Below are 14028 nucleotides of genomic sequence, written 5' to 3' on the forward strand. Positions count from 1 at the left end.
ACCCATGACACAGGCAACAGCTTTGCGCGTACAGGCCTTCACCACCGGTGATGTGGCCGCCCAATGCAGTGCGACACCCGGTTGGGTACAGCAGTACCAGCAGATGTCCCCGGGGCATTTTGCCGGGCAGATCCGCTACCTCGACCTGCAGGGGGTGCAGGTGTACGAAGAGTGCATGAACACCCGCGTCGAGCAGCACTTCAACGCGCCGCCAGGCGCCCTGGCGTTCTGTTTCGACGGCAGCGACAACGCGCTGTACCTGCTCAATGGCGAAAGCCGCAACACCTGGATCACCCCGGAAAACTACCGGGAAGTGGCCGTGGTGTTCGGCCCGCAGTTCGTGCAACGCCATGGCCTGGATGTGGCCAGACTCGAAGGCCTGTTCATGGCGCCGTTGACCTGCCAACAGAACGCGCTGTTCAGCCGCTGGCTCAGTGGCACCCTGACGCGCTTGTCCAGTGAGATCGACCCGATCAGCCGCGACGCCCTCACCCTGCAACTGCTCGACGATTGCCTGTTTATCCTCGACAACGCTTGCGTGTGCCTGGACCGCTACTCATTGCAGCGCCGCAGTGAAGAACGCCGGCTGATGGCGCGCATCGGCGCGTGGGCGGCGGATGCGCCGGATGAGACCGTCAACCTGCTGCAACTGGCGCAGATTGCCGGCGTGCCGTTGCGCCAGTTGCAACAGGGCTTCAAGACCTACACCGGGATGAGCCCGGCGCAGTGGTTGCGCCTGCGCCGGTTGAACGGCGCACGGCGCGAGTTGTTGAGCTGCGACCAGACCACGGTGGCCGAGGTGGCGATGAATTGGTCGTTCTGGCATCTGGGGCGGTTTTCCAATAGCTACCGCGCGTTGTTCAAGGAACTGCCCAGCGAAACCCTCAAGCGTCATGGTTGATACACGGTCAACCCTGTGGGAGCGGGCTTGCTCGCGAAAGCGGTGTGTCAGGCAATAAATGTCTGACTGACCCACCGTATTCGCGAGCAAGCCCGCTCCCACATTTGATTGCTATCAGGCTTGAGATTTGAGGAAGAGACTCAGCAACTGATTCACTTGCTCCGCCGCCTCCAACTGCACCATATGCCCCTGCCCCGGCAAGACCTCCACTTGGGCCTGCAACCCCTGGGCATGCCGTACCGGGATAATGGCGTCGTCACTGCCCCAGATCACCAGGCTCGGCTGCTGCCCCACCACCGAACGCAGATCAAGCATCTGTCGCCCGCCGTCGAACAGCTTGGCATTGAGTTGACGCAACGCCTGATCAACCCCCTCCAGGCGCTTGAACTTGAGCATGTCCTCCAGCATCTGCCGTGTGACCAGCGCCGGGTCGCTGAACAGTTGCACCAGCTGCGGCTTGAGCGCGTTGCGGTTATTGGCCTCGGTGAATCCCTGCAGGTAATCACCGTTGATATCCGCCCCCAGGCCGGCGCTGGCGATCAATACCAGGGAGGCGACCCGCTGCGGTGCCTGGCGCGCCACCGTCAGCGAAACCAATCCGCCCATGGAATGCCCGGCCAGGTGCACCCGGTCGAGCTTGAGGTGATCGAGCAAGGCCAGCACCGCCTGGCTCAATTCCTCGGCATCGCCACTGTGCAAGTGCTTGCCCGACTCGCCATGCCCCGGCAAGTCGAGGGCGATCACTCGGCGCTCGGCGGCCAGGGCCGGATGGTTGAACAGCCAGTTGTTCAAGTCGCCGCCAAACCCGTGGATCAGCACCAGCGGTAGGCCACCCTCGCCAAGGTCGAGGTAGCGCAGCAGGCGCCCGCCCAGCTCGACTTTCTGCGCACTCGGCCCCGACGCCTGCGCCTCGGCGCTGCTGGAGACAAAGCCGGCATTGAAGCTGTCGATCACGCCGTCGATTTCAGCCTCGGTGGCGTCACCCTCCACCACAATCCCCAGTAATGCCCCCACCGGTAAGGTCTCGTCGCTCTGCGCCAGCACTCGGCGTAACACCCCACTGAACGGCGCCTCGACACTGCTGGAGATCTTGTCGGTCTCCACGTCGAGCACTTCCTCGCCCTTCTCTACCCGGTCGCCCGGCTGCTTGAGCCAGACATCGACCCGGCCTTCAGTCATCGACAGCCCCCACTTGGGCATGGTCAAGGTATGGATCATGCCGCAGTCCTCTTGTCAGCGATCTTGCGCACCGCGGCCTCGATCTTCGCCGCGTCGGGGATGTACAGGTCTTCCAGGGCATCGGAAAACGGCACCGGCGTATGCGGCGCGGTGACCATCTCAATCGGCGCACGCAGGAAGGAAAACCCACGCTGGGCCACCAGGGCGCTGATATCCGTGGCAATCGAGCAGCGTGGGTTGGACTCGTCGATCACCACCAGGCGCCCGGTTTTTTCCACGCTTTCAAGGATGCTGTCTTCATCCAGCGGGCTGGTGGTGCGCAGGTCCAGCACTTCGCAGTCGATACCCTGGCGCGCCAGGTTGGCCGCAGCTTCCAGGGCCACATGCACCATGCGCCCGTAGGTCACCAGGGTCACGTCGTTGCCTTCGCGCACAAAGTTGGCCTCGCCGAAGGGCACGGTATACAGCTCCTCCGGTACTTCGCCTTGCAGGCTATAGAGCATCTTGTGCTCAAGGAAAATCACCGGGTCGTTGTCGCGGATCGCCTGGATCAGCATGCCCTTGGCGTCATAGGGCGTGGCCGGGCACACCACCTTCAGGCCGGGGATGTGCGTCCACATCGAGGTGAGCATCTGCGAATGCTGGGCCGCAGCGCGCAGGCCGGCGCCGTACATGGCGCGCACCACTAGGGGCGTGGTGGTCTTGCCACCGAACATGTAGCGAAACTTGGCGGCCTGGTTGAGCAACTGGTCGAGGCAGCAGCCGATAAAGTCGACGAACATCAACTCGCACACCGGGCGCATGCCCCGGGTGGCGGCGCCGACGGCCATGCCCACGTAACCGACTTCGGACAGCGGCGCATCCAGCACGCGGTCAGGGAACTCCGGGTACAGGCCCTTGGTGACGCCCAGCACGCCGCCCCAGGCATCCTGCTCGCCAGGGGCGCCGGTGCCGCCGGATACATCCTGGCCGATGATAAAGACGCTCTGGTCGCGGTGCATTTCCTGGGCCAGGGCTTCGTTGATTGCCTGCTGATAACTGATTTTACGAGCCATGAAATTCTCTCCGGGTCTTGTTGTTATGAGCGGTAGGCGACGTAGACATCGCTGAGCAGGTCGGCGGCCTGGGGCTTGGGATCGGACTTGGCCAGGCGCACGGCGTCGTCGATCAACTGCGCGACTTCGGCGTCGATGCGCTCGAACTGCGCCGCCTGCAACCAGCCTTCGGCACTGCAGCGCTGGCGAAACAGCGCCAGGCAATCCTGGGTTTCGCGCAGGTTTTTCACTTCATCGCGGCCGCGATAGGTTTGCGCATCGCCCTCAAAGTGGCCGTAGAAGCGGTGCAGCTTGACCTCGACCAGGGTCGGCCCCTCGCCCTGGCGCGCCCGCGCCACCGCCACGCCCAGCGCTGCGTGGACGGCAAAGAAATCATTGCCATCGACAATCACCCCCGGCATGCCAAAACCCACGGCGCGCTCGGCAATGTCCTTACACGCCACCGACCAGCCGGAACCGGTGGCTTCGGCATAACCATTGTTTTCGGCGACGAACAGGCACGGCAGTTTCATGATCGCGGCCAGGTTCATCGCCTCGAACACCGCGCCCTCGTTGGAACCGCCGTCGCCAAAAAACGCCACGGCCACGCCCTGGCTGCCCTTGAGCTTGGACGCCAGGGCCGCGCCGGCCGCCAGCGGCGCACCGGCGCCGACAATGCCGTTGGCGCCGAGCATGCCCTTCTCCTGGTCGGCAATGTGCATGGAGCCCCCCTTGCCACCGCATACCCCGGTTTTCTTGCCGTAGATCTCGGCCATCATGCCGAACACATCCACGCCCTTGGCGATGCAATGGCCGTGGCCACGGTGGTTGGAGGCGATGCAATCTTCATCGTTGAGGTGGGCCATGACCCCGGCGGCGCAGGCCTCCTGGCCGGCATACAGGTGCACGAACCCGGGGATCTCGCCGGTGGCGAATTCCACATGCAGGCGCTCTTCGAAATCACGGATGGTGCGCATCACGGTGTAGGCATGCAGCAGTTGATCGGTGGACAGGTGAGTGGACATCTTGTTGTTCTCCAGGTTGTCTCGACACACAAAAGGCTGGCTGTGGCCAGCTGCAACCTGTTCAGCACAGCCTGTGCCAAGGCCCGCTAAAACCTGGCAAAGCCTTGACCCAGAGCAGTGCCGTGCGGTTGTGCCGGTGCGGCATGCCACCGCACAATGAGACGGCGCATTGCAGCGTGCAGGTTGCGTCTCAGGCAGGATGAGACGCTGCGTCTCAAGGCGGGCAGTTGGTCAGGCCGCCCTTGTCCCCCTGCGCCCCTGGGCGCTTAATGGCGGGCATAACAACAAAGATCGAGAACCGGAGGCCTTATGCTCGCCGCGAACTCCAGAGAGCACGTCGACTGCGTCAGTCGCGTGGTCCGCAATGCCGAGCGCCTGCCCCAGGCGCCGGTGCCGTCGCTGATTTTCGATTCATGGCGCCGCTCCATGGAGCAGCACCACCTCGATCCCGGCTCGCTGCAGGGGCCACGGATCCTCACCGAGCCGCTGCTCAAGGAATGCCGCGAACGTGCCGAACTGTTCATGCGCATTGCCAGCGAGCAAGTCAGCCAGTTGCACCACCGCGTGCGCCACGCCGACTACTGCGTGATGCTCACCGATGCCCAGGGCCAGACCATCGACCACCGGGTAGACGCGGCCATCCGCAGCGACTGTCGCAAGGCCGGCCTGTACCTGGGCACTTGCTGGTCAGAGGCCGAAGAAGGCACCTGCGGCGTGGCCACGGTGCTGACCAGCCAGGCGGCGGTGACGGTGCACAAGCGCGATCACTTCCGCGCCGCCTTTATCAACCTGACCTGCTCCGCCGCGCCGATCTTCGACCCCCAGGGCAACCTGCTGGGGGTGATGGACGCCTCGGCACTGCAATCGCCGGATGACCGCCGCAGCCAGCACCTGGTGCGGCAGATGGTGGCGCAGAGCGCCCAGGCCATCGAAAACGCCTTCTTCATGCACAGCGCTGCGCGGCACTGGGTACTGCAGGCCCACAGCACCCCGGGTTATGTCGACAGCCAACCCGACCTGCTGCTGGCCTGGGACCAGGACGGACGCCTGCAAGCCTTGAACAGCAAGGCGCGCCAGGCACTGCGCCGGCGTTTTGGCCAGGTGCCGGTGCATATCGGCGAGGTGTTCGACCTCGATGCCCTACGCGCGGTGACCGATCAATCGGTCCAGCAACTGCAGTGGCGCGGCGAAGCCGGGGTGCTCCATGTGCGACTCAACACGCCGCAACGCCAACCGGCGCGGGTGGCGCCCAACCCCCAGGTCGACCCCCGGGTGGAAGAACACCTGCGCCTGGCGGTGCGCGTCAAGGACCGCAACCTGCCGGTGCTGGTGCAGGGTGAAACCGGGGCTGGCAAGGAAGTCTTTGCCCGCCAACTGCACGCCCGCAGCGCACGCCGCGACGCACCATTCGTGGCGGTGAACTGTGCGGCGATCCCGGAAAACCTGATCGAAAGCGAGCTGTTCGGCTACGTCGCCGGGGCCTTTACCGGCGCGTCCAGCAAGGGCATGACCGGGCTGTTGCAGCAGGCCCATGGCGGCACGCTGTTCCTCGATGAAATCGGCGATATGCCCCTGGCCCTGCAGACCCGCTTGCTGCGGGTGATGGCCGAAGGTGAAGTGGCGCCGCTGGGTGCGGCGAAAACCCGCGCGGTGGATATTCAGGTGATCTGCGCCAGCCACCGTGACCTGGCGAGCCTGGTCAGTGAGGGGCGTTTCCGTGAAGACCTGTACTTTCGCCTGGGCTGCGCCCGCGTCACCCTGCCGCCCCTGCGCGAGCGCACCGACAAACTGGCCTTGATCAACCGGCTGCTGGAGCAGGAAGCGCGCAGCAGCGGGGTCACGGTCGGCATCGGCCAGGCTGCGCTGGAGCGGCTGCTGGGCTACGCCTGGCCGGGTAATGTGCGGCAACTGCGCCATGTGCTGGCGTATGCCTGTGCGGTGTGTGACGGCGGCACGATCCAGTTGGCGGACTTGCCGCTGGAGGTGCGTGGTGAACGGCTGGAGGTCGAGCTCGAGCACAGTATGAGCCCGGAGCGGCAGGTGCTGCTGGATGCGCTGGTACGCCATCGCTGGAAGCCATTGCCGGCGGCGCAGGCGCTGGGGATTTCCCGCGCGACCCTGTATCGCCGGGTCAAGCAGCTGGGCATTGATATGCCCGGTAAACACCCCTGACACAATGCAATCCAAATGTGGGAGCGGGCTTGCTCGCGAAAGCGGTGTGTCAGGTAGCTTGCTTGTTACTGATACACCGCTTTCGCGAGCAAGCCTGCTCCCACATTTTTACCGAGTCGACTCTGGGGTTTAGCGGTAGACGAGGCCACCGTCGATCAGCGGCGCCTGGCCGGTCATGTAGTCCGAATCCGGGCCGGCCAGGTAGGCCACCAGGCCCGCCACATCCTCCGGTGTTTCTGCACGGCCCAGGGCAATGCCATCCACGTACTTCTTGTACGTTGCCCCCACTTGCGCGCCGGTAATCTCGGCCATGCGCTTGTCGATCTCGACCCACATATCGGTGCCCACCACGCCTGGGCAATAGGCATTCACCGTCACCCCGGCGCTTGCCAGTTCCTTGGCCGCTGCCTGAGTCAGGGCACGCACGGCAAACTTGGTCGCCGAATACACCCCCAGCAGTGCAAAGCCTTCGTGCCCGGCAATCGAGCAGGCATTGATGATCTTGCCATTCTGTTTGAGCGCCTTGAATTTATTGCCCGCCGCCTGGATGCCCCACAACACGCCCTGTACGTTGATGCCCAGGGTGCGTTCGACCTGTTCCGGGGTCACGTCCAGCAGCGAGTCAATCTGCGCCACCCCGGCGTTATTGACGATGATGTCAAAGCCGCCCAGGGTCTGGTGCGCATGCTCGACCGCCGCGACCACCTGCTCGCGCTTGGACACGTCGGCGGTAAACACCGAGGCCTTGCGCCCGAGTGCCACGACCTCGGCCGCCACGGCTTCGAGCTTGGCGCTATTGATGTCGACCAGGGCGATATCCGCCCCGTCCCGCGCCAGGCGCAGGGCAATGGCCCGGCCAATGCCCTGCCCGGCGCCGGTCACCAGTGCAACTTTTCCAGCGATACCCATGATGATCTCCTGCAACGATAAGCGAAGCCTTGTCTATCGCAGGTGCGGGGTCACGCTGTCGAGGCCCGGATGAATTGGCGCAGGGTTTGAGACGCAACGTCTCAAGCAGCCGGGCTGAGGCGAGTACTTGTAAAGACGCGCACTTATGCCTAGCTTATGCGCCCCGCCCCGCGCTTTAAGGCCTTGCCCCCATGCTTTTGCGTTTTCGCCCCGTCGTCACCTCACATTTGGCCCTCGGCCTGCTGCTCAGCGGCGGCACCGGCAACAGCCTGGCGGCTGAGCTGGAACTGCCGGCGCTGAACATCCAGGGCCAGGATGAGTCCGGTTATCGTGCGCAAAGCGCGTCGGTCGGCGGCTTCAATGAAGCACCGCTGCTCGACACCCCGGCCTCGATCACCGTGATCAACGCCGCGCTGATCAAGGACCAGCAGGCACGCCTGCTCAGTGAAGTGCTGCGCAACGACGCCTCGGTGGGCGAAAGCTACGCGCCGATTGGCTACTACGAAAATTTCGTGGTCCGGGGTTTTTCCCTGAATGCCGCCAGCAGCTACAAGATCAACGGGCGCACCATCACCGGCGAGCAGAATGTAGCCCTGGAAAACAAGCAGCGGGTGGAGTTGCTCAAGGGCCTGGCGGGCCTGCAAAGCGGGATTTCCGAGCCCAGCGGCGTGATCAACTACGTGACCAAACGCCCGGAAGACGTGCGCTCGGTCACGGTGTCCACCGATGATCGCGGCAGCGGCTATATCGCCACCGATGTCGGCGGCTGGTTTGGCAGCGAGCAGCAATTTGGCTTGCGCGCCAACGTCGCCCATGAAGACCTCAATTCCTATGTCGAACATGCCAATGGCCAGCGGGACTTTGTATCCCTGGCCTTCGACTGGAACATCAGCCCCGACGCCGTGCTGCAACTGGATGCCGAATACCAGGACAAACAACAGCGCTCGGTGCCCGGCTACCAGTTGCTCGGCGGCACCGAAGTGCCCCATGACGCCTCGCCGAAAAAACTGCTCGGCCACCAGAGCGGCTCCAAGCAGGTGGGGATCGACTCGCTGAACCTCAACGGCAAGTTCGAGTACCGCTTCAGTGACCAGTGGAAAGGCAGCGTCAGCGCGGCCCGCAGCAAGGTGGTGATTGATGACTACAGTTCGTTTGCCTGGGGTTGCTACGGCTCCCCCAGTTGCGCCGGCGTCAAAGTGCCGAACTACTTCAGCCCGGAAGGCAACTACGACATCGCTGACTACCGCAGCCCTGACGACACCCGGCGCAATGATGAAATCCAGGCGGCCATGACCGGCCTGTTCAGCACGGCCGGCCTGAGCCATGAACTGACCTTCGGCACCAGCGCCTTCCGCCGGGTGATCGACAAGCGCAAGTCGGTCAATGAATACGTCGGCAGCGGCAATATCAATCAGGACCCGGAAACCTTCCCGCCCACCGACAAGCCCCTGAACGACAGTCACCGGCGTCTCGACAGCCGCCAGTACGGGCTGTTCGTCACCGACCGCATCAGCTTCAACGAGCAATGGCAAACCGTGCTCGGTGGCCGCGAAGTGCGCCTGGATGAAAAATCCTTCGATCAACATGGCGTGCAGGAGCGTCACACCCAGCAGTACGAGTTCCTGCCCAACGCTGCGCTGATCTACAAGCCAGTGGAAAACATCTCGTTGTACACCAGCTACAGCAAGGGCCTGTCACTGGGCGGTGAGGCACCGTGGTATGCGAACAATGATGGGGAAATCCTTGCGCCGACCGTCTCCCGGCAGATCGAAGCCGGGGTGAAATACGACTGGCGCCGCATCAGCTTCGCCGCCGCGGTGTTCCAGACACGCCAGGCCTACCAGTACGCCAAGCCCGACAACGCCGGAGGCTTCACCTACGTGCAGCAGGGCCAGCAGAAAAACACCGGCCTGGAGCTGTCAGCCAATGGCTGGGCCACCGAGCGTCTGCAGATTGCGACCAGCGTGGCGGCGATTCGCGCCCGGGTGAGCGGCAGCGGCACGCCGCAATACGAAGGCCACCAGACGATCAACGTGCCCAAGCTGCGCGCCAGTGTATACGCCGACTACGCCCTGCCATGGGTCAACGGCCTGGCGGTACTCGGCGGCGTGCAATACAGCGCCAGCAAGAACGCCAACCGTACCGGCAATGTGGAAGTGGGGGATTATGCGCTGGTCAACATCGGCAGCCGCTACACCACCCAGGTCGACGGCTATGAAACGGTGTTCCGCCTGAGCGTCGACAACCTGTTCGACAAACGCTACTGGCGTGATGCGGGCGAATACATGGGCGATGACTACCTGTTCCAGGGTGCGCCATTGACAGCACGCCTGAGTGCTTCCATCAACTTCTGACCCCCGCCCCAATGTGAAACCTGGCTTATGTGGGAGCCAGCTCCCACATAAGCCAGCTCCCACAATGGCCAGCGCCTACCCTTGAATGTCTTTACTTAGGCATCTTGCGAAAGCCCACCGCCAGGCGGTTCCAACTGTTGATGGTGGCAATGGCCAGACTCAGGTCAACCTGTTCGGCGGCGCTGAACTCGGCATTGAGCAACGCATAGTCTTCGTCCGAGGCGTGGGTCTGGCTGATCAGCGTCAGGCTTTCGGCCCAGGCCAGGGCGGCGCGTTCGCGCGGGGTGAAGAACGGCGTTTCGCGCCAGGCCGACAGGGTGCACAAGCGGCGCTCGGTCTCGCCGCCCTTGCGGGCATCGGCAGTGTGCATATCCAGGCAGAAGGCGCAGCCGTTGATCTGGGAGACACGCAGGCGCACCAGCTCCAGCAGCGGCAGTTCAATGGACAGTTTGCCGACGGCGGCTTCCAGGGCGAGCATGGCTTTCATCGCATCGGGGGACGCGGTGTAGAAATCAATGCGAGCAGACATGGTGTTACTCCAGGACAGTGGGAATTGGCGCCCAGCTTAATCACCCCACTGCCTCGCACAAATAGCCAATCCTGACGAAGAACAGGTAGCCAATGCCAGGCGCTTCAGGCCCGGCGGCGCAGCCACTGTAAAAAGCCCTTTTTCACCGGCATGATCGGTGCGTCCTGGGTCAGGTGCTGGGCGGTGTGCAGGCGGAAATCCAGGAGGTTCTGCATGGCTTCACTGATATCGTGACGCGCATCCAGGCACGGCTTGAGGTATTCCTTTTCGATGCGGTAGAGGGTGCAGTAGGTCTTGGCCACAAAGTCCGCCGGCACGCTTTGCGCCCCCAGAATCCCGGCTTCGCCAATCACTTCTCCTGGCCCCATGCGCCCGGCTTCGAACGCGTGCCCGGCCTTGACCAGCATCACCGAAACCACCCCGGACTCGATGATAAACAGGTGATCGCTGACCTCCCCCCTCGGCAGGATCATCTCACCGGCGCGGAAGGTGTGCAGGGTCATGTTCTGGCTGAAGGTTTCCTTCTCTTCTTGGCGCAGGGTCGAGAAGATACTCGAGCTTTCCAGCAGTGCCCGTGCGGGTGTAGTGGCCGGCGAGGTCGGGCTTTCGGCGCTCGACAACAGGCTCACACCGGCCGCCTGCAAGTGCCGGTAGGCCAGGTCATAAAGCTGGTTGCGCACCTCGCGCTTGAGGGCCATGGCCGGCACGAAGCCGCTGATTTCATACTCCACGCCACCACCGGTAGAGGTTTTGAAGGCCACGCTCGGCGCCGGCTTGGCCAGCAATTGCCGGCAACCTTGCATGGCCCGTTCCAGGGCTTCCAATACTGTTTGCGGGCGCGCATGGGGGCTGACTTGCAGGCTCACCGCCAGGCCGAACATATCCGCCGGGCGTGAGAAATTGATGATCTTGGCCTTGGCCGCCAGTGAATTGGGGATCACCGCCATGCTGCCCTGGGAGGTTTGCAGGCGCGTGGCGCGCCAGTCGATATCCGTCACCCGGCCTTCGGTGCCGTCGATGGAGATCCAGTCATCCAGTTGGTAGGGCTTGGTGGTGTTGAGCACGATTCCGGAGAACACGTCGCTCAAGGTGCTTTGCAGCGCCAGGCCGACGATGATCGCCACCGCGCCGGAGGTGGCCAGTACGCCCTTGACCGGCAGGTCGAGCACGTAGGCCATGGCCGCGATGATCGCGATCAGGAAAATCACCGCGCCCATCAGGTCTTGCAGCAACCGCCCGGTGTGGCCGACCCGCTGCATCATCAGCGCGCCGAGCAACACCGTCAGGGTGCGCGCGGCAAACAACCACCAGGCGATCTGCAAGGCCGTGGCAGCCAGGTGCAGCGGGGTGTTGTCGGCATACGGCGCCAGTTGCATGGGGTTCATGCCGTCGTTGAACAGCACGGCGCTGAACACCGCGAAAATCCCCAGCCGCGCAATCAGCTTCCAGTTGCCGGGGCTGGCCGAAAACAGACGCCAGACGACGATATCGATAAGGATCAGCGCCAGGGCGCACAGCATCGGGTGATCGGAGAGAAAAGACAGCATCCAGGCGACTCCAGGGCGAATGCCCTGAAGATCGCATGAAATGCAGTTGGCGGGTATAGGGCGCCGCCAATCAGCGGGAGGCGCCGTGCATTTGGCCGAACTGGCCGGACTGGAAGTCGGCGAAGGCCTGGTGAATCTCTTGCTCGGTGTTCATCACAAACGGACCGTGACCGACGATGGGCTCGTCGATGGGCTCACCACTGAGCAGCAGCACCATGGCGTCGGCGTTGGACTCCAGGCTGAGCTGATCGCCCTCGCGCTCAAACAGCACCAGTTGCCCTTCGCGTGCCAGTTCCTGGCCGTTGACTTGCACGGTGCCTTTGAGCACCACCAGCGCGGTATTGCGCCCGGCATGCAGGTCCAGGGTCACGGCCTTGCCGCCCTTGAGGCGCAGGTCCCACACGTCAATCGGCGTGAAGGTGCGTGCCGGCCCGGTGCGGCCAGCGAACTCACCGGCAATCAGGCGCAGGCTGCCGGCACCGTTGGCCAGGGGCAACGACGGAATATCGCCGTCGAGAATGGTCTGGTAGCCGGCTTCGCTCATTTTGTCCTTGGCCGGCAGGTTGACCCACAGTTGCACCATTTCCAGGGCGCCGCCCCGTTTGGCGAAGGCTTCGGAATGGAACTCTTCATGCAGGATCCCTTTGGCCGCAGTCATCCACTGCACATCGCCCGGGCCGATGGTGCCGCCGGCACCCGTGGAATCGCGGTGCTCGACTTCGCCGTCGTAGACGATGGTCACGGTTTCAAAGCCGCGATGGGGATGCTGGCCCACGCCACGTCGCTGCGTGGTGGGGGTGAAATCCGCCGGGCCGGCGTGGTCCAGCAGCAGGAACGGGCTGATGTGCTTGCCCATGGTGTCGTAGGAAAACAGCGTACGAACCGGAAAACCGTCGCCGACCCAATGGCCGCGTGGGCTGGTGTAGATACCAATGATGTTTTTCATGATGGACCTCCAAAGTGCATCCACCTTAAATCCAATACCAATAAGGCACTAGACAGCGGATTTGGCTCGCATCGTTCCATGGATGGGACGACTTAACCGCGGCGCTTCGCAGTCATAGCCCATCCGGTTTCATTGGCGTGGGCGTTGAGACTACAGGCCACCCGCAAAACGCAAAGCAGGCATCTTAATCATCTACGCCCGAACAACCTGGACAACGCGATCCAAAGCAAAGGGTGGATTAAATTATATTTCGGTCGTAATATTTGGCCAAATATTACGTTTGTAATTTTTACTACGCCAACGCCACCAGGAGCCTGAAATGAGCCCACGCCCTCCTCTTCACCGCCTTTTTTCGCCCCTGGCGCTGTTAATCCTGCTCAGCGGTTGCAACAGCCAGGCCGACCCCACCGCCAACACCGCCCCACCGCGCCCGGTGCTGGCGGCCAACGTCGAAGCCGCTGCCAGCCAGCAGAATGCCTATACCGGGGTGGTGGCGGCACGCACCGAAAGCGACCTGGGTTTTCGAGTCAGTGGCAAGGTGATCGAACGCAAAGTCGATCCCGGCCAGCACGTTTCCCGGGGCGACATCCTGCTGGTCCTGGATATCGGCGACTTCGAGCTGGCACTGCGCTCGGCAAAAAACCGCGTCAATGCCGCCCAGGCGCAACTGCGTCAGCGCCGTGATGATGCCAATCGCTACCAACGCCTGGCCAGCACCGGCGCGGTGTCACGGCAGATTTTCGACCAGTCCGCGACTAACCTGCGGGTCGCCGAAGCAGAACTCGCCGCCGCCCAGTCGGACGCCAGCCAGATTGAAAACCGTCGCACCTACTCGGTGCTGCGGGCCGATGGCGACGGGGTGATCACCGATGTGCGGGTGGAGCGCGGGCAGGTGGTGGCCGAAGGGCAGATCGTCGCGCGCCTGGCCCACGACGGCGCGCGGGAAGCCATCATCCACCTGCCGGAAAACCAGCGTGACCGCGCCTCGCAAAAAGCCCTGGCCTTGCCGTTCGGTGCGCCGGACCAGGCGGTCACCGCGACATTACGTGAACTCTCGGCCAGCGCCGATCCCGTCACCCGCACCTACCGCGCGCGCTATGTGCTGCACGGCACGGTCGAGCGTGTCGCCCTCGGTTCCACCATCACCCTGCGCCTGCAAGGCAACGACCAACCGCCACACACCCGCGTGCCGATTGGCGCCTTGCAGGATACCGGCAACGGCAGCGGGGTCTGGCTGATTGGCGCGGATGACAAAGTCAGCTTCGCTGCGGTCACGGTGGCCAGCCTGGGCCAGGAAGAAGCCCTGCTTTCCAGCGGCGTCAGCCCCGGCCAACGGGTGGTCGCCCTCGGCGCGCACCTGCTGCATCAGGGTGACAGCGTGCGCGTGCTGCCCGCCCAGGCACAGCCCCTCAACCGCCGCCAGGAACCTTGA

11 protein-coding genes are annotated in these 14028 nt (G+C 63.5%); 4 read left to right on the top strand and 7 right to left on the bottom strand.

Going from position 1 to position 14028, the window contains the following annotated elements; all coding sequences use genetic code 11:
* The first annotated feature begins 4 nt into the window (after nucleotides 1-4).
* Nucleotides 5-901 carry a helix-turn-helix domain-containing protein gene (locus PSH80_RS16980; protein ID WP_128593789.1) on the top strand — a complete coding sequence of 299 codons (897 nt, stop codon included), beginning with the start codon at nucleotides 5-7 and terminating at the stop codon, nucleotides 899-901.
* 114 nt (nucleotides 902-1015) lie between these two features.
* On the opposite strand, the gene PSH80_RS16985 is transcribed toward PSH80_RS16980, so the two are convergent.
* The 3 genes from PSH80_RS16985 to PSH80_RS16995 are packed head-to-tail and all read right to left on the bottom strand — an operon-like array spanning nucleotide 1016 to nucleotide 4139.
* Complete coding sequence (locus PSH80_RS16985; protein WP_169961230.1) at nucleotides 1016-2119, bottom strand: acetoin dehydrogenase dihydrolipoyllysine-residue acetyltransferase subunit; 1104 nt, start codon at nucleotides 2117-2119, stop codon at nucleotides 1016-1018.
* The gene (locus tag PSH80_RS16990) at nucleotides 2116-3135 is read right to left on the bottom strand and encodes an alpha-ketoacid dehydrogenase subunit beta (protein WP_057959071.1); all 1020 of its coding nucleotides are present in this window, start codon (nucleotides 3133-3135) and stop codon (nucleotides 2116-2118) included. Before PSH80_RS16990 ends, PSH80_RS16985 begins: the two co-directional genes overlap by 4 nt.
* A gap of 23 nt (nucleotides 3136-3158) precedes the next feature.
* Nucleotides 3159-4139 carry a thiamine pyrophosphate-dependent dehydrogenase E1 component subunit alpha gene (locus tag PSH80_RS16995; protein ID WP_057445001.1) on the bottom strand — a complete coding sequence of 327 codons (981 nt, stop codon included), beginning with the start codon at nucleotides 4137-4139 and terminating at the stop codon, nucleotides 3159-3161.
* Nucleotides 4140-4448: 309 nt separating this feature from the next.
* On the opposite strand from PSH80_RS16995, the gene PSH80_RS17000 reads away from it, so the two are divergent.
* Nucleotides 4449-6311 carry a sigma-54-dependent Fis family transcriptional regulator gene (locus tag PSH80_RS17000; protein WP_198830961.1) on the top strand — a complete coding sequence of 621 codons (1863 nt, stop codon included), beginning with the start codon at nucleotides 4449-4451 and terminating at the stop codon, nucleotides 6309-6311.
* A 129-nt stretch (nucleotides 6312-6440) separates the two neighbouring features.
* Here the strand turns inward: PSH80_RS17000 and PSH80_RS17005 are convergent, their stop codons facing one another.
* Nucleotides 6441-7220, bottom strand: coding sequence for an acetoin reductase (locus PSH80_RS17005; RefSeq protein WP_198830960.1), 780 nt, complete (start codon nucleotides 7218-7220; stop codon nucleotides 6441-6443).
* A 191-nt stretch (nucleotides 7221-7411) separates the two neighbouring features.
* On the opposite strand from PSH80_RS17005, the gene PSH80_RS17010 reads away from it, so the two are divergent.
* Nucleotides 7412-9574 carry a TonB-dependent siderophore receptor gene (locus PSH80_RS17010; protein WP_305417630.1) on the top strand — a complete coding sequence of 721 codons (2163 nt, stop codon included), beginning with the start codon at nucleotides 7412-7414 and terminating at the stop codon, nucleotides 9572-9574.
* A 91-nt stretch (nucleotides 9575-9665) separates the two neighbouring features.
* On the opposite strand, the gene PSH80_RS17015 is transcribed toward PSH80_RS17010, so the two are convergent.
* From PSH80_RS17015 to PSH80_RS17025, 3 genes are all read right to left on the bottom strand, one after another.
* Nucleotides 9666-10103 (bottom strand): carboxymuconolactone decarboxylase family protein, encoded by a 438-nt coding sequence (locus PSH80_RS17015; RefSeq protein ID WP_170060508.1) that lies wholly within the window; start codon nucleotides 10101-10103, stop codon nucleotides 9666-9668.
* Nucleotides 10104-10207: 104 nt separating this feature from the next.
* A complete protein-coding gene (locus tag PSH80_RS17020) occupies nucleotides 10208-11650 on the bottom strand; it encodes a mechanosensitive ion channel domain-containing protein (RefSeq protein WP_305417632.1) in 1443 nt (480 codons plus the stop codon).
* A 70-nt stretch (nucleotides 11651-11720) separates the two neighbouring features.
* A complete protein-coding gene (locus PSH80_RS17025) occupies nucleotides 11721-12596 on the bottom strand; it encodes a pirin family protein (RefSeq protein ID WP_115128575.1) in 876 nt (291 codons plus the stop codon).
* A 319-nt stretch (nucleotides 12597-12915) separates the two neighbouring features.
* On the opposite strand from PSH80_RS17025, the gene PSH80_RS17030 reads away from it, so the two are divergent.
* Nucleotides 12916-14028 (top strand): efflux RND transporter periplasmic adaptor subunit, encoded by a 1113-nt coding sequence (locus PSH80_RS17030; protein WP_169961234.1) that lies wholly within the window; start codon nucleotides 12916-12918, stop codon nucleotides 14026-14028.

It is taken from the genome of Pseudomonas sp. FP818 (assembly GCF_030687335.1).
In the GTDB taxonomy this organism is placed as follows: Bacteria; Pseudomonadota; Gammaproteobacteria; order Pseudomonadales; family Pseudomonadaceae; genus Aquipseudomonas; species Aquipseudomonas shahriarae.